General features: G+C 68.6%; 13 protein-coding genes and 2 pseudogenes. 2 read left to right on the top strand and 13 right to left on the bottom strand.

The window, feature by feature from the left end:
- Positions 1-89: 89 nt before the first annotated feature.
- The 5 genes from J4H86_RS26235 to J4H86_RS26215 form a co-directional block, all read right to left on the bottom strand.
- A complete protein-coding gene (locus tag J4H86_RS26235; protein ID WP_236540978.1) occupies positions 90-1,784 on the bottom strand; it encodes a hypothetical protein in 1,695 nt (564 codons plus the stop codon).
- 446 nt (positions 1,785-2,230) lie between these two features.
- Positions 2,231-3,457 (bottom strand): ornithine--oxo-acid transaminase, encoded by a 1,227-nt coding sequence (rocD, locus tag J4H86_RS26230; RefSeq protein ID WP_236540977.1) that lies wholly within the window; start codon positions 3,455-3,457, stop codon positions 2,231-2,233.
- 125 nt (positions 3,458-3,582) lie between these two features.
- Positions 3,583-4,050, bottom strand: a complete 468-nt coding sequence (locus J4H86_RS26225) for an Lrp/AsnC family transcriptional regulator (protein ID WP_236540976.1) — start codon at positions 4,048-4,050, stop codon at positions 3,583-3,585.
- Between the two features lie 51 nt (positions 4,051-4,101).
- Complete coding sequence (locus J4H86_RS26220) at positions 4,102-5,772, bottom strand: solute symporter family protein (RefSeq protein WP_236540975.1); 1,671 nt, start codon at positions 5,770-5,772, stop codon at positions 4,102-4,104.
- Positions 5,769-6,161, bottom strand: a complete 393-nt coding sequence (locus J4H86_RS26215) for a DUF485 domain-containing protein (RefSeq protein ID WP_236540974.1) — start codon at positions 6,159-6,161, stop codon at positions 5,769-5,771. The genes J4H86_RS26220 and J4H86_RS26215 overlap by 4 nt, the downstream gene beginning before the upstream one ends.
- 292 nt (positions 6,162-6,453) lie before the next feature.
- Here J4H86_RS26215 and J4H86_RS26210 point away from each other — a divergent pair, with 292 nt between their 5' ends.
- Together J4H86_RS26210 and J4H86_RS26205 are read left to right on the top strand one after the other, a co-directional pair.
- On the top strand, positions 6,454-6,810 hold the full coding sequence (locus tag J4H86_RS26210; RefSeq protein WP_236540973.1) for a TFIIB-type zinc ribbon-containing protein: 357 nt from the start codon (positions 6,454-6,456) through the stop codon (positions 6,808-6,810).
- Positions 6,811-7,134: 324 nt separating this feature from the next.
- Positions 7,135-7,401: a hypothetical protein gene (locus J4H86_RS26205; protein WP_236540972.1), complete on the top strand. Its 267-nt coding sequence runs from the start codon at positions 7,135-7,137 to the stop codon at positions 7,399-7,401.
- A 171-nt stretch (positions 7,402-7,572) separates the two neighbouring features.
- Here J4H86_RS26205 and rarD read toward each other — a convergent pair whose 3' ends face one another.
- From rarD to gap, 8 genes and pseudogenes are all read right to left on the bottom strand, one after another.
- Positions 7,573-8,472 carry an EamA family transporter RarD gene (rarD, locus tag J4H86_RS26200; protein ID WP_236540971.1) on the bottom strand — a complete coding sequence of 300 codons (900 nt, stop codon included), beginning with the start codon at positions 8,470-8,472 and terminating at the stop codon, positions 7,573-7,575.
- 68 nt (positions 8,473-8,540) lie between these two features.
- Positions 8,541-9,210 (bottom strand): annotated as a pseudogene (locus tag J4H86_RS26195) (alpha/beta hydrolase).
- Positions 9,211-9,215: 5 nt separating this feature from the next.
- A complete protein-coding gene (locus J4H86_RS26190; RefSeq protein WP_236540970.1) occupies positions 9,216-10,166 on the bottom strand; it encodes a ring-cleaving dioxygenase in 951 nt (316 codons plus the stop codon).
- A gap of 197 nt (positions 10,167-10,363) precedes the next feature.
- Entirely contained in the window at positions 10,364-10,735 is a 372-nt protein-coding gene (locus J4H86_RS26185) for an RNA polymerase-binding protein RbpA (RefSeq protein ID WP_236540969.1), read from the bottom strand.
- Positions 10,736-10,822: 87 nt separating this feature from the next.
- On the bottom strand, positions 10,823-11,059 hold the full coding sequence (gene secG / locus J4H86_RS26180; protein ID WP_236540968.1) for a preprotein translocase subunit SecG: 237 nt from the start codon (positions 11,057-11,059) through the stop codon (positions 10,823-10,825).
- A 149-nt stretch (positions 11,060-11,208) separates the two neighbouring features.
- Positions 11,209-11,988, bottom strand: coding sequence for a triose-phosphate isomerase (gene tpiA / locus J4H86_RS26175; protein WP_236540967.1), 780 nt, complete (start codon positions 11,986-11,988; stop codon positions 11,209-11,211).
- Positions 11,989-12,114: 126 nt separating this feature from the next.
- Positions 12,115-13,314 carry a phosphoglycerate kinase gene (locus J4H86_RS26170; protein ID WP_236540966.1) on the bottom strand — a complete coding sequence of 400 codons (1,200 nt, stop codon included), beginning with the start codon at positions 13,312-13,314 and terminating at the stop codon, positions 12,115-12,117.
- Between the two features lie 174 nt (positions 13,315-13,488).
- Positions 13,489-14,495, bottom strand: a pseudogene (gene gap / locus J4H86_RS26165) (type I glyceraldehyde-3-phosphate dehydrogenase).
- Positions 14,496-14,761: the final 266 nt, after the last annotated feature.

Raw genomic sequence — 14,761 nt, 5'->3', positions numbered from 1 at the left:
AGAAGTTCTCCTTCCGGACAGGAACAGTCTCCGAGAACTTCCGTCACACGAAGCGACGCTGCACGCGTCATTGCCAAAACCGGCAGAAATCACCCGATCGCGATCCCGTTCACGACCAGCTCCCACGGGATGGCGTAGGGGTTACGCAGGGTCTCGTCGGTGTCCTCCGGTAGTCGTACCGCGAGTTCCCCCAGGTCGTCGCGAACGGCGCGCCAGCCGTGGGACCGGCGCCGGCGCGCGAGCTCCACCGTGCTGCGCGCCGCCTGGACCTGCGCGGGGCGGGTTCCTCCCTCGGAGGCGAGCGCGGGAACGAACCCACGGGCCGCCCGGAGGAACTCCTGGGGGCGGTCCGCGTTCAACAGCACTCCGAGCTTCTGGTTGTTCCAGCTCATGGAGGTCGCCGAATCGCCCAGCCGCGCCGCGGTCACGTCGATCTCCTCCAGCACCGTGAGCTCGTCGTCGTCCCAACGGGCGGGCAACCCAAGGAGCCGATCGCGGTTCTTGGTGCCCCACCGTGCCTGCAGGGCGCGTCTCTGGGCGATGACGCGCCACTCCCGGGCCCGGTCCGGATCGCGAACCTGGTCGGCCGCGCGGTCGACGCGGCGTGCCAGGGCCGGAAGGTCGGGCATCCGCCGGGCGGGGACCACGCTGGCGACCTTCGCCGCGAGTGAGGCGCGGCGTTCCAGTGCCCGGGCGACCGCCACGTGGTGCTCGTCGGTGCTGGCCCACCGGATCCGTGGGTCGCGCAACCGGTCCCACACCCGCTGAGACCAGATCTGGGCGGCCCGCCAGTAGTGGTGCCGTTCCAGGATGTGCTCACGCGCCTGTGCGGCGTGGACCCGGCGCGGGTCCCCGACGTCCAGGCTGAGCTCCAGGATCTCCAGTACCGCCGCCGACCCGATGTTGGCGTGCTGGCCGAGGATCGTCGCCTCCAACAGCAGGAAACTGTTCACCGTCTCCTGGTCCACGTCGCCGCGCACCATGTGGTGGTGGCCCTCGGCGAGCAGGGCCGCGGTCCGGTCCCGGTCCCCGGACAGGCCCAACCCGCGGAGCTCGGTCAGCGTCTCGGTGAGTCCGGACGTGCGACCCTCGACCCGTTCCCACAGCGGATAGGTGGCCCACAGCGGGAAGACCGCACCGGCGCCCCGGTTACCACGGACGTCGCTCCGGTGGCGGGCCTCGATTGCCGCCCGGCGCAGCGCGGTGCGGGCCGTGGGCGCGTATCGCGTGGTCTTGAGGTTGCGCTTGCGGGGGCGTGTTCCCGCCGGGACCCTGCGGTGGGTGTGCGGGACGCTGTGGGGCACCTGCCCGTGGTCATACAGGGCGTAGGCGATCTCCTCCCGGTGGGGGTGGTGTTCCACGATGGACCGACCCAGGGTGACCGCGGCCGCGTCCTCCCAGTCGCCACGCGTCATCGCCTGGCGCTGGGCCCGCTGCCGCCGTGGGGGATGCGCGACCAGGCTGTCGGCCACCACGTGGGTCACGCGCTGGACTCCCGCCTCCGCCGCCGCCCGCCCCACCCCGAGGCGACGCCGCACCTCCGCTCGGCTCCAGCGGAACCCGCCGGTGAGACCGTGCAGGTGCCCCCACATGCGCACCTCCCACCAGGCGAGGCTCGTCTCCCCCGCCGCCGCGCTGGCTCGCCGCCACAGGTCCCGGCGGACCTGCGGGTCGGACCACCGGCGCCGGGGGTACAGAGCGTTGTCGACCACGGGGTCGCCACGTTCCGCGCGCAACCACGACAGGAGACGCACCAACTCGTTCCGGGCAGTCTCGCGATCCATCACAACCACCTCGCAGGCGATTCTGGTCGCATGCGGCCGTCGCGTCAGGTCCGGGCACGCCCCAACAGCCCGTATGTGGTGGGCATCGCATGCCGGCACACCCGTGGGAACGCGGTGTTCGCCCGCGCGACACTCCCCCCTCCTCATGTGGGAGTCTTCCGCTGCCCGTGGGGCTCGCTCAGGTGTCTCACCGGACACCAGACTGCCGCCACAGTGCTGGGCGTCGCCGGGATCACCCGACCGGGATCCGCCGTCGCCAGGTGTTCTTCGACCGCGAACCGACCTCCCGTGGCGGGTCGAGGACGCGTCGCGACGCGCGGGGCGGCCGTCGCGTGTGTGGCCACGCACCGGGTTCTTCCGCCCGGCGGGCCGATGCGTCCTCCGGACGAGAGAACGGCCGCGCCCGTGTCCGGGCGCGGCCGTGGATGTTCGCGTGGAGACGCGGGCTATGCCATCCGCTTCTCCAGGACGGTGCGCAGCGCGCGGACGCCGTCGCGTACCTCGTCCTCGGTCGCGGTCAGCGGAGGCGACATCCGGATCGTCGAACCGTGCGTGTCCTTCACGAGCACCCCTTCGGCGAGCATCCCCTCACAGATCTCCCGCCCCGTGGCCAACCGCGGGTCGATGTCGACTCCGGCCCACAGGCCGAGCCCCCGGACGTCGGTGACCCCGGACCCGATGAGGGACCGCAGTTCGCTCTGCAACACCGCGCCCACCTCGGTGGCACGCCGCTGGTACTCCCCCGTGTTCAACAGGGTGATGACCGCCCGCGCGACGGCGCTGGCCATCGGGTTTCCACCGAAGGTGCTGCCGTGCTGACCGGGACGGATGACGTCCAGTACGTCACGGTTCGCCACGACGGCCGAGACGGGGACGATGCCCCCGCCCAGAGCCTTGCCCAGGAGGTACACGTCCGGCGTCACTCCGAAGTGCTCGACCGCGAACGTCCGACCGATTCGACCGAGTCCCGACTGCACCTCGTCGGCGATGAACAGCACGTTCTCCCGCGTACAGGCCGCGCGCACCCGCGCGAGGTAGTCGCTCGGCGGGACGATGACTCCGGCCTCGCCCTGGATCGGCTCGATCAGCACCGCCACCGTCGTGTCGTCGATCGCCCGCTCCACGGCCTCGGCGTCGCCGTAGGGGACACTGCGGAATCCGGGCGTGAACGGACCGAACCCGTTCCTGGCGTCGGGGTCGTCGGAGAATCCGACGATCGTCGTGGTGCGGCCGTGGAAGTTCTCCCGTGCCACGATGACGGTCGCCTCGTCGTCGGCCACACCCTTGCGCACGTAGCCCCACTTGCGCGCCAGTTTGATCGCGGTCTCCACCGCCTCGGCGCCGGTGTTCATCGGCAGCACCCAGTCCTTGCCGCAGAGCTCGGCCAGTGAGGTGCAGAATCCGGCGAACTGGTCGTGGATGAACGCGCGGCTGGTGAGGGTGATCCGCTCCAACTGGGCCCGCGCGGCCTCGACCAGCGTCGCGTTGCGGTGTCCGAAGTTGAGCGCGGAGTATCCCGCGAGGAAGTCCAGGTACTCGCGTCCCTCGATGTCCCAGACGCGTGTTCCGCGTCCCTCGCTGAGGACGACGGGCAGTGGTGCGTAGTTCTGGGCACTGTGGGCCGACACAGCGTCCACGGCCCGTTGTGTCGCGGCGGGGACGGATTCACGCATGGGTTGACCTCCGTTGGAAACCGTCTGAGCAGCCAATATGTTCTATCGGCACCCTACGGCGCACCTTCGTGGCATTCCAAGGAGGAAACTTGCGTTCGGCCAACCCTTTCTTGCGTGTTTACGGTTCAGCGTGAACCGTTCTTGCGTGAGTCGGGTCGTGGCCGGTCAACGAGGTGCGACAGGACGAGGGTCGTCTTCGTCCGCGCCACGTAGTCCAGTTGGGCCAGTTCGTCGAGGACACGTTCGAAGTCGCGTACGTCGCGGGCACGGATCCGCAACAGGGCGTCGGCGTCGCCCGTCACGGTGCACGCGGACACCACCTCCGGGACCCGCCCCACGTCCCGGGCCAACTGTCCGGGCTGTGGCTGACCGGTGCAGTACAGCTCCACGTAGGCGTCCGTCTGCCAACCCAACCGCGTCTCGTCCACGACGACGGTGAACCCGGTGATCGCCCCGGTGTCCAACAGGCGATCGACCCGGCGTTTCACCGCCGGCGCGGAGAGACCCACCTCATGACCGATGCGCGCGTAGCTGCGCCGGCCGTCACGCCCGAGTATGCCGATGATGCGCTCATCCAGCGGATCGAGGGTCATGCGCCCAGTCTGACCCACCGCGGACGCCCCCAGAAGGGCCGCCCGCGGCCGTTATCGGGATTTCACCGCCCCCGTTCCGGTCAGTGCCCGCACCTTCAGCTCCTGGTAGCGCACGTCGGTGCGCTCCGGACTCGTCAACGCACCGATGATCGCGCACAGGAACCCGATCGGGATCGCGACCAGCCCCGGGTTCTCCAACGGGAACATCTGGATGTCGATCCACGCCGGCAGCAGTGAGGCGTTCTGCCCGGTCACCGGATCCACCTTCCCCGAAACCACGGGTGAGAGGAGCACCAGGACCACGGACGCGGTGAGCCCGCCGTAGATTCCCCACTCCACGCCGCGCGTGTTGAACCGGCTCCAGAAAAGCCCCAACAGAATCGTGGGCAAGTTGGCCGCGGCCGCGGTGGAGAACGCGAGCCCGACCAGGAACGCGACGTTGAGGTCCCGCGCGACGATCGCCAACGCGACCGCCGTCACGCCGATCAGGAAGGCACAGATCCTGGCGACGCTCATCTCCTGGGACTCGCGCGGTCGGCCGAGCATCAGGATGTGGCCGAACACGTCGTGGGCGAGTGACATCGAGGAGGACAGCGTCAGGCTCGCGACGACCGCCAGGATGGTGGCCAGGGCGACTGCCGAGATGAACGCCAGGAGGACGGCCCCGCCGAGCGGGCCCGCCAACGACGTGCCCAGTTCCTCGGCCAACAGCGGTACCGCGGTGTTGCCGCTGGGATCCTGCTCTCGGATCGCGTCCCGACCCACCAGGGCCGCCGCCCCGAATCCCAGGGCGAGCGTCATCAGGTAGAAGGCACCCACGAACACGATGGTCCAGTTCACCGAGGACCGCGCGGTGGAGCCGTCGGTCACGGTGTAGAAGCGGATCAGAATGTGCGGCAACGCCGCCGTCCCCAGGATCAGGGCGAGTCCGAGGCTGAGCAGGTCGAGCTTGTTGACCACCGTCTGGACGGGGTCGCCCGGCACCTCCTCGCCGAAACTCTGCCCGGGCAGCAGGAAGTCCTCCCCGTGTCCGCTACGTTCCGCGGCCGCGCCGAGCAGCGTGCTCACGTCGAACCCGAACCGCGCCAGGACGAGCACGGTGATGAGGATCGTCGCGGCGAGGAGTACGACCGCCTTGATGATCTGGAGCCAGGTCGCGGCCTTCATCCCGCCGTACATCACGTAGATCATCATCAGGACCCCGACCAGGACGATCCCGACGACCTTCGGCATCGCCTCGTGCGTGCCCACCAACAGCGCCACCAGGGCGCCGGCTCCGACCATCTGCGCCAACAGGTACAAGACCGAGACCGTCACCGTGGACACCGCGCAAGCCAGTCGGACCCTCATTCGCCGAATCCGGTACCCAGGAAGGTCGGCCATGGTGAACCGCCCCGTGTTGCGCATGAGCTGAGCCAGCGGAAGCGCCAGCAGCCACGCGACGAGGAACCCGACCGAGTACAGGAACCCGTCGTATCCCTGCAGGGCGATCAGCCCGGCGATGCCCAGAAAGGACGCGGCCGAGAGGTAGTCGCCCGTGAGCGCGAGCCCGTTCTGCGCGCTACCGAACCCCCGACCGCCCGCATAGAAGTCGTCCGCACCGGAGGTGTTTCGCCGCGCCCACACGGTCACGATGAGCGTCAGTGCGATGAACAGGCCACACAGCGCGAGGGTGACCACATGCCCGTTCAGTGGGACATGCACGGTTCCCCCGTCATTCATTGTCTCCCCCCTATGAACTCCGGTTCGGCGTAGCCGACCCGCAGTTCCTCGGCCAACGGATCGAACCGCCGCCGACAGAACCGCCCGAACGCCCACGCCAGCACGAACGTCGACAGGAACTGACCGAGCCCCAGGAGCAGTGCGACGTTGACGTGTTCGGTCACGTTGATCGACAACGTGTCCCGGGCGAATGCCGTGAGCAGTAGATATGCGAGGTACCACGACACGAACAGGGCCACGAGCACGATGATTCGCGTCCGCAACCGTCGTCGTAGCAGCGCGAAACGTGGATCCGCGCTGATCTCGGCCGTTCGCAACCCGCTGTACAGAATGACCCGCTGGTCAATCCGTACCCCTTCGAGCGCACCACCCGCGGTCTCCACCGGCACGGTGCCCCCCACCGTGTCGGTCTCCCGCGCAGGCCCTGTCGGTAGTGCCTCAGACGACCTTTCCACATAGTCGACCATGATCGATACCCGTTCCCCCCTCTATCCCGAACCGTGCCCAGCAGAAAAAGACACACGGATCAAGATTGAATCCTCACCGTAACGAGGCCGAACGCTGCGTGGTGGAGAAACGCCAGAAATGAAGCCGGGTAAATCGGCCGGGGTTATGCGAAGTCCGTTAACGGTGATCTCCCGAGACGGGAACTTTCGCACCGCGTCACCTGTCTAACGAGACATGAACACTCTCAACTGCCCCAAATGCCCCGGAAACCTCATCCGACTCGAACTCGTGGGAGTCGAGATCGACCGGTGCGACGACTGTCACGGCATCTTCCTGGACCGTGGCGAGCTCGAGGCGCTGCTCGAGGCCGAGCACCGCTACAGCCGCGGCCAGAACATCGAGACCCCCTACACCGGACGGCGCCGTTCCGACCTCGACGAGTCCGCCGAGGGGGCGGGCGCGGCGGATGCGGCGGGCCCGGATTCCCCCCAGGACGGGGCGGCCCAGGACTCCGATCGGGACGGGGCCAGCTCGCCCCGGGACCCCAAGGGCGAGGCCTACGGCGACTTCCTCGACGCGATCTTCTCCTAGTTACACTTGGTCCTGCTCAGTCTCGGATTGGGCATCCTCCGCCCGGACGACCCGCGGCACCGCTGTGCCGTTGGGCGCGTCGACCGGCGAGGGGATGCCCCTCGGGGTTACCCGACGGCGAAACGGTGTAACGTTCCGCGATCTCGGACACTCTTCGAACGCATGTATCATTGCCGTGTTCTCTGGCGGCGACGCTCCGTGCGACACCGCGACCGACACACGGGTCGTGACGAAGGGATGCCGCTGGGGCGCCCCGGCGGCAGAGCATTGGTGAGCACTGCGACCACACCAGTAGTCGGATCGATCGGATGGAAGGGATTTCCTGTGGTTACTGAGGTCTTCACTGTGAAGTACTGCGACCCGCACGCCTCGCGGGAGGAGAAGGTGGAGGCGACAGAGGTCATCCAGTTCGCGCACGAGGGATCGCTGCGCGAGGTGGATTCCTGCGAGGAGTGCCACAAGGAGTACACCGCGTGGATCGAACCACTGGTGGACTACTCCCGCCCCGTCAAGCGGACCAGGAAGACGAAGACCACGGCGCCGGCCGAGCCCGCCACCGCGTCGGATGACAGCGGCGACTCCGAGGACTGAGCCGAACCCGGTTCGCTCCGAAGCCGTCGCACGAACGGGTCATCCGCCCGCGAAGTGACCGTGGGGAGCGGGGGGCCGCGTGGCACCGCCACGCGACCCCCCGTTCGTGTTCGGACCCCTCCCCCTCAGGCCGTGATTTCGGGTGGCCAGGTCCGCGTGGACTCCCGCGCGTCACACTGGTGCGGGCCGGCGCGCGGCAGCCTCTCGGCGGGCACGCCGCAACGCGTCCCAGGTGAACAGCGAGAGCGCGGCCCACACGATCACGAACCCCACCCAACGGCTGAGCGGCATCTCCTCGGCGAAGACGGTGATGCCGAGCAGGAACTGCATGCTCGGCGCGATGTACTGCATCACTCCGAGAGATGACAGCGGTACCCGGGTCGCCGCCCCGGTGAAGAGCAACATCGGCAACAAGGTGATGAGGCCCGCGGCGGCGAGCAGTGGGAGATGGTACGGGCCAGCGTCGCCGAAGGAGTCGGCCTCGGTCACCCGCAGGAAGACCAGGAACCCGGCGGCGGGAACGGCGAGCAGCGCCGACTCCACCGCGAGACTCTGCGCCGCGCCCGTGTTCACGTGTTTCTTGATCAGACCGTAGGTCCCGAAGCTGAACGCCAGCACCAACGCGAACCAGGGCAGACGACCGTAGTCGATGGCGAGTACCGTGACCGCCACCGCGCCCAGTCCGACGGCGATCCACTGGGCGACCGTCAGCCGTTCCCGCAACAGCAGAACGCCGAACAGCACACTCACCAGTGGGTTGATGAAGTAGCCCAGAGCTCCCTCGATCACGTGCCCGCTGGTAACGGCGTAGATGTAGGTGCCCCAGTTGACGGTGACCACGATCGCGGCCAGGGCCAGCAGCCACAGTTTTCGCGGCGTCAGGCTCCGCAGCCAGGCCCACTGGCGCAGGACGGCGAGAATGAGGACGACGAAGACCAACGCCCAGACGATGCGATGGGCGAGGATCTCGATCGCGGTAGCCGGCTGGAGGAGGATCCAGAAGAGGGGGGTCAGTCCCCAGAGGGTGTAGGCGCCGATCCCGAAGAGGACGCCGCGCTGTGTTTCCGACACGAAGCCCAAGAGTAGGACACGTGAGGTTTCGTGCCCTGCGCGGAGTCCCGATACGGGGCGCGCGGTCGTCAGGCCAGACCGGACTCCCCGGCGGCGGCGCGCTGTTTGCGGACCCACTCCTGCGCCTTGGCCAACGCGGGAGGCGGCAGTTGGTGACCCCCCGGGTGGCGGAAGAACTCGACCGCGGCGCCTCGCTCGGTGAGCTGGGTCGCGAGCAGCTCGGCCTGGTCGATCGGCGTGATGGTGTCCGTCGTCCCCGAGGCCATGAAGACGGCCGCGCTGGAGAGGTCGACCCACTCCGGCTCTCTGTCCTGCAGCGGTGCCGCCGCGGCGAGAAGAACCGCGCCGTGGAAGATGTCCCCGTGGAGCAGCAGGGTGGCGGCGGCGATGTTGGCCCCGTTGGAGAAGCCCACGGCGAGGATTCGGTCGGGGTCCAGGTGGTAGGCGTTGGCGGCCTCGGCGACGAAGCCGGCGAGGTGTTCACTGCGTCGGGTCACGTCGGCGACGTCGAAGACGCCCTCGGCCTCGCGCCGGAACCAGCGGTTCATACCGTTCTCGGTGACCTGCCCCCGCGGGGAGAGCATCGCGGCGCCGGGCGAGGGCTTGGCCCAGCCCGAGCAGGTCGTGTTCGTCCGCCCCGGTGCCGTGCAGGAGCAGGAGGGTGGGAGCGCCCGGTGAACTGGCCGGTTGGAACACGTGGTCGAACCCGAGATGCCGACCGTGACCCTGCTCGGACATCGCCCTCACCCCTCGGTCTTGATGGACGGCAGCGCCCGCTCGATGTCGGATCGCTGGGGCTCGAGCCAGGGAGGCAGGCGCAGTGCGCGCCCCAGCTCCAGCAACGGCTCGTCGTAGTCGAAGCCGGGACCGTCCGTCGCGATCTCCAGCAGGACTCCACCGGGCTCCCGGAAGTAGATCGACTGGAAGTACTGGCGGTCGCGGACCTCGGTGACACCGATGCCGAGGTTGGCCAGCTCGGTCCGCCACGCCACCTGGGCGTCGGCGTCCGGCGCCCGGTAGGCGACGTGGTGAACGGTCCCGGCGGCGACGAGGCCGCGGGGAGCCCGTGGGTCGGCGACGACGTCGACGACGGTGCCGACCGCCGTTCCCGCGGCGGCGGTACGGAACCGGTAGCGGTTTCCCTCCTCCGCGTGGAGCCGGAAGTTGAGGTGGTCACCCAGCATTCGCGCGGTACGGTCGAGGTCGTGTTCGGTGAGGGTCACCGAACGAATCCCCCGCACCGCATGCTCGGCCGGGACACCCCCACCGTCCCAGGGGTCGGTGTCGTGGTGGTCGGGGCTGGCGACGAGTTCGATGAACAGGCCGTCGGGGTCGCGGAGCGCGAGGACGTCCTCCTCCATCCGCTCGGCGGGTCGCGTCGTCTCGACGCCGCGCTTGGCCAGGTGCGTCTCCCACCAGCCGATAGAGCCCTCCGGAACGGAGAACGCCGTGGTGGTCGCCTGCCCGGCCCCGTGACGTCCCTTGGGCGCGCCGGGCCAGGGGAAGAAGGTCATGATCGTACCGGGGTGACCGGCACTGTCCCCGTAGTAGAAGTGGTAGGTGTCCGGGGAGTCGAAGTTGACCGTGCGCTTCACCATCCGCATCCCGAGTGCGGAGAGGTAGAAGTCGGCGTTGGCCTGTGGGTCACTCGCCACAGCCGTGACGTGGTGAATTCCGGCCGGTTGGATCGTCATACTGATTGCCCCCCGATCAGTGGCCTACCCGGACCATCTCGAGTCTAGCAATCAGTTGAAGATTAAACTACCGTGTCGAGGGCGGGTCCTGGCGCCAGTGGGGCGCGGACACACCAAAGTCGCGTGCCAGACCTTGGTCGGGCACGCGACTCAACGGTGAAGAGAACGACGGCGCGAAGGCCGTCAGGTGAGCGACCTCAGGAGTCGGCGCTCGCCACGGCCGCGGCGATCGCGGCACGGTCGGCCCGCAGTTTGCTGAGCGCCTCCTCGAGGATGGCCTCTCCCTCCTCGTCGCTGCGGCGCTCCTTCACGTAGGCGAGGTGCGTCTTGTACGGCTCGGTCCGCGGCGGTGCCGGCGGGTTGTCCCGCTCCTTGCCCGCGGGAAAACCGCAGCGCGGGCAGTCCCACTCCTCGGGGACTGCCGCCTCACTCGCGAAGCTGGGAACGGTCTCGTGCCGGTTGGCGCAGTAGAACGAGACCCTGACGCGCGGCGCCGTGTCGCCCCGCTCCGCTTCGCCCATCGGACCGGCGCCTACACGGCTGCCACGAATGGCGCTGCCAGTAGCCACGAAATACTCCTTCGGAGGAAAGAATCCCGCACAGGGCGGTCGATCTTTCGGATCCGGTCACTGAAGTCCAGGCCCGTGCCTGGACGCTCAGAACCCCCGAGTGATGAAAACCCCGAGGAACACGGCACACGCGAACCACACCACACCGGTGATGATCGTCATCCGGTCCAGGTTGCGCTCGACCACTGACGAGGCCCCCAGGGACGTGGTGACGCCCCCACCGAACAGGTCCGAGAGCCCACCGCCCCGGCCCTTGTGCAGCAGGACCAGAAGAATCAGCAGAACGCTGAGGATCATCAGGAAGATGGACAGTCCCAGGATCACGTGCTCACCCGAAATTCGAAAGCCCCGCTGAACGGGGGTTTGCGACGGCTGGTGCCCGCAGTGGGCAGGGGGACACCACGGAGTCTACCGCGCGGCCGTACCCACGACCGGCGGATTCACAGGGTCCCCACGATAAGTCCAAACGCTGACTAGGACAACTCACGGTACCGAGCCAGTGCCACGAAATCGTCGGCCTTGAGGCTCGCGCCGCCGACCAGGGCCCCGTCGATGTCCGCACGTGCCATGATTCCAGCGATGTTGTCGGGCTTGACCGAGCCCCCGTAGAGGATCCTGACCTTGTCGGCGGCCTCCGAGCCGTACAGCTCGGACAGATGCTCGCGCAGTGCGCCACAGACCTCCTGGGCGTCGTCGGGGGTGGCGACCCGTCCGGTTCCGATGGCCCACACTGGCTCGTAGGCGATGACGACCTGGGCGAGCTGCTCGGCCGTGACGCCGTTGAGCGCGCCCTCGAGCTGGGCCAGGGTGTGCGGTACCTGTTCGCCGGCCTCACGCACCTCCAGGCCCTCACCAAGGCACAGGATCGGCGCGACGCCGTTACGCAGCGCGGCCACGACCTTGGTGTTCACGACGGCGTCGTCCTCGTTGTGGTACTGGCGACGCTCGGAGTGTCCGGCCAGCACGTAGTGGCAGCCCAGTTTCGCCAGCATCGGTCCGGAGACCTCACCGGTGTAGGCACCGGAGTCGTGCGCGGAGATGTCCTGGGCGCCGTAGCGAATACTGAGCCGGTCCCCGTCTACCAGGGTCTGCACGCTGCGCAGGCTGGTGAACGGCGGCAGCACGGCGATCTCGGCCGCGTCGAAGTCAGCCTCGTTCAGGGTGAACGCGAGCTTCTGCACGAGGGCGATCGCCTCGAAGTGGTTGTTGTGCAACTTCCAGTTGCCGGCGATCAGCGGAAGACGGTCGGTCATTGGTCTGGGTCACCCCTCGGGGAGTAGAAGGCACTGTGTGGGGCACAGCGGGGCCCCACGGGGACCCCGTGGGGTCACACACCGTGGGGTCCGCTGGGAGAACGCTGTGCGGGATGGTACGGCGGCTCAGTCGGAGGAGGCGCCGTCGAGCGCCTCGATGCCGGGCAGGGTCCGACCCTCGAGGTACTCCAGGCTCGCCCCGCCTCCGGTGGAGATGTGGCCGAAGGCCGCCTCGTCGAAGCCGAGCTGGCGTACCGCCGCGGCGGAGTCGCCGCCGCCGACGACGGAGAACGCCTCGGAGTCGATGATGCCCTGGGCCACGCCTCGGGTTCCCTCGGCGTAGGGCGCCATCTCGAACACGCCCATGGGGCCGTTCCAGAACACGGTGGCGGTGTCCGCGAGCCGTTCGGCGAACCGCCGGGTGGAGCGGGGACCGATGTCCAGGCCCATCCAGCCGTCGGGAATCTCCGTGACGTCCACGGCCGCGTGCTCCGCGTCCGCCGCGAAAGCCGCCGCGACCACCACGTCGTCGGGGAGCACGATCTCCACACCGTCGCGTTCGGCGCGCCGGAGGTACTCACCGACCGTGTCCAACTGGTCGGTCTCCAACAGACTGGCGCCCACGGAGTGCCCCTGGGCCGCGAGGAAGGTGAACACCATTCCCCCACCGATGAGGATTCGGTCCGCGGTCCCCAGGAGGTTGTCGATAACGCCGAGCTTGTCCGACACCTTCGACCCGCCGAGCACGACGGCGTAGGGCCGGTCCGGCTTCTCCGTCAGACGGCGCAGTACGGCGATCTCGTCCAGAACGAGCCCACCGGCGGCGTGGGGTAGCCGGGCGGGGAGGTCGTAGACGCTCGCGTGCTTGCGGTGCAACGCCCCGAAGCCGTCGCCGACGTAGAGGTCGGCGAGCGCGGCCAGTCGGTCGGCGAACGCCGCGCGTTCGCCGTCGTCCTTGCTCGTCTCGCCGGCTTCGAACCGGAGGTTCTCCACCACGGCGACGTCACCGTCTCCCAGGCCCGCGACGACCGCGCGCGCGGATTCGCCGGCGGTGTCGGCGGCCATGGCGACCGGACGGTCCAGCAGTGTGCCGAGTCTCTCCGCGACAGGGACGAGCGAGTAGCGCGGGTCGGGTGTGCCCTTCGGGCGCCCGAGGTGGGCCCCGACGACGACACGTGCGCCGCGCTCGAGGAGGCGCTGGATGGTGGGAAGGCTCGCACGGATGCGGCCGTCATCGGTGATGTGCCCGTCGTCCAACGGCACATTGAGGTCGGCGCGAACGAACACGCGCCTGCCCGCGACGTCGAGATCCTCGATCGTGCGCATGTGGGGCCTCTCCAAGTTCGGGATTCCTGGTGTCCGAAGCGGCCGCGCGCATCACTGGGGCGCGGCCGTACATACGGGACCGGCGTCCGGCGGCCGGGAACATGGCCGCCTCGACGCCGCTCCCGCAGCACTACCGCGGGTCCGCGGTCCTGACGCCGGCGGAGCCGGTTGGCGTCACAGACCCGAACCGACGAGCTTGGCCACGTCGACCAGACGGTTGGAGTAGCCCCACTCGTTGTCGTACCAGCCGAGGACCTTGACTGGTTGCCGAAGGTCATGGTGAGGCTGGCGTCGAAGGTGCACGAGGGCGCCGTCCCGACGATGTCGGAGGAGACGATCTGGTCCTCGGTGTAGTGCAGGTACCCCTTCAGCGGGCCCTCCGCCGCGGACTTGAACGCGGCGTTCACCTCTTCCTTGCTGACCTCACGCTCGACCTCGACCACGAGGTCGGTGACGGAGCCGTCGGGGACGGGGACACGCATGGCGATGCCGTCGAGCTTGCCCTTGAGCTCCGGGAGCACCAGCGCGGTCGCCTTGGCGGCACCGGTGCTGGTGGGAATGATGTTCTGGGCCGCGGCCCGCGCACGACGCAGGTCCTTGTGCGGGAAGTCCAGGATGACCTGGTCGTTGGTGTACGCGTGCACCGTGGTCATCAGACCCTTGACGACGCCGAAGTTGTCCAGCAGCGTCTTGGCCATCGGCGCGACACAGTTCGTGGTGCAGGACGCGTTGGACACGATGTGGTGGTTCGCGGGGTCGTAGGCGTCGTCGTTCACGCCCATGACCACCGTCAGGTCCTCGCCCTTGGCCGGGGCGGAGATCACGACCTTCTTGGCACCGGCGTCGAGGTGCTTGCGCGCGTCCTCGGCCTTGGTGAAGTGGCCCGTGGACTCGATGACCACGTCCACTCCGAGGTCCCCCCACGGGAGAGCCGCGGGGTCGCGCTGGGCGAGCGTACGGACCGAGATCCCGCCCACGCTGATCCGGTCCTCCGAGACCTCGACCTCGCCGTCGAGCGTGCCCAACACGGTGTCGTACTTAAGGAGGTGCGCGAGCGTGGCGGTGTCGGTGAGGTCGTTGACCGCGACAACCTCCACGTCGTTCGAGCCCGTCGCCTGGACCGCGCGCCAGAAGTTCCGACCGATCCGGCCGAAGCCGTTGACGCCTACACGGATGGTCACAGCACCGATCTCCTTACCTGATTACTGGGATGACGCCACACACTGAGGCGCATTCGAGCCTATCGGAGCCGGTGGCCGTCCATGAGCGCGGCGGACACCAGCGGCTTGTCCCGGCTGCGTTCGTCCCCCGTCACGCGCGGCCGGCCACAGCCATCCTTCCACGCGTTTCCAGTATAGGTCTAGACCAATCGTGTGGACGCCGGGGCACCGTAAAAAATGGTGCCCGCGACGGAGGTCAGCAGGTCAAGACCGCCATGTTCCTCTGG

Source organism: Spiractinospora alimapuensis, assembly GCF_018437505.1.
Taxonomy (GTDB): Bacteria; Actinomycetota; Actinomycetes; order Streptosporangiales; family Streptosporangiaceae; genus Spiractinospora; species Spiractinospora alimapuensis.
Note: the sequence above shows the minus strand (reverse complement) of the source record. Positions and strands in the feature narration are given on the sequence as shown.

Excerpts from the sequence above, each read along its gene's own strand:
- J4H86_RS26235 (WP_236540978.1), bottom strand. The coding sequence starts at position 1,784 with ATGGATCGCGAGACTGCCCGGAACGAGTTGGTGCGTCTCCTGTCGTGG.
- rocD (WP_236540977.1), bottom strand. The coding sequence starts at position 3,457 with ATGCGTGAATCCGTCCCCGCCGCGACACAACGGGCCGTGGACGCTGTG.
- J4H86_RS26225 (WP_236540976.1), bottom strand. The coding sequence starts at position 4,050 with ATGACCCTCGATCCGCTGGATGAGCGCATCATCGGCATACTCGGGCGT.
- J4H86_RS26220 (WP_236540975.1), bottom strand. The coding sequence starts at position 5,772 with ATGAATGACGGGGGAACCGTGCATGTCCCACTGAACGGGCATGTGGTC.
- J4H86_RS26210 (WP_236540973.1), top strand. The coding sequence starts at position 6,454 with ATGAACACTCTCAACTGCCCCAAATGCCCCGGAAACCTCATCCGACTC.
- J4H86_RS26190 (WP_236540970.1), bottom strand. The coding sequence starts at position 10,166 with ATGACGATCCAACCGGCCGGAATTCACCACGTCACGGCTGTGGCGAGT.
- tpiA (WP_236540967.1), bottom strand. The coding sequence starts at position 11,988 with ATGACCGACCGTCTTCCGCTGATCGCCGGCAACTGGAAGTTGCACAAC.
- J4H86_RS26170 (WP_236540966.1), bottom strand. The coding sequence starts at position 13,314 with ATGCGCACGATCGAGGATCTCGACGTCGCGGGCAGGCGCGTGTTCGTT.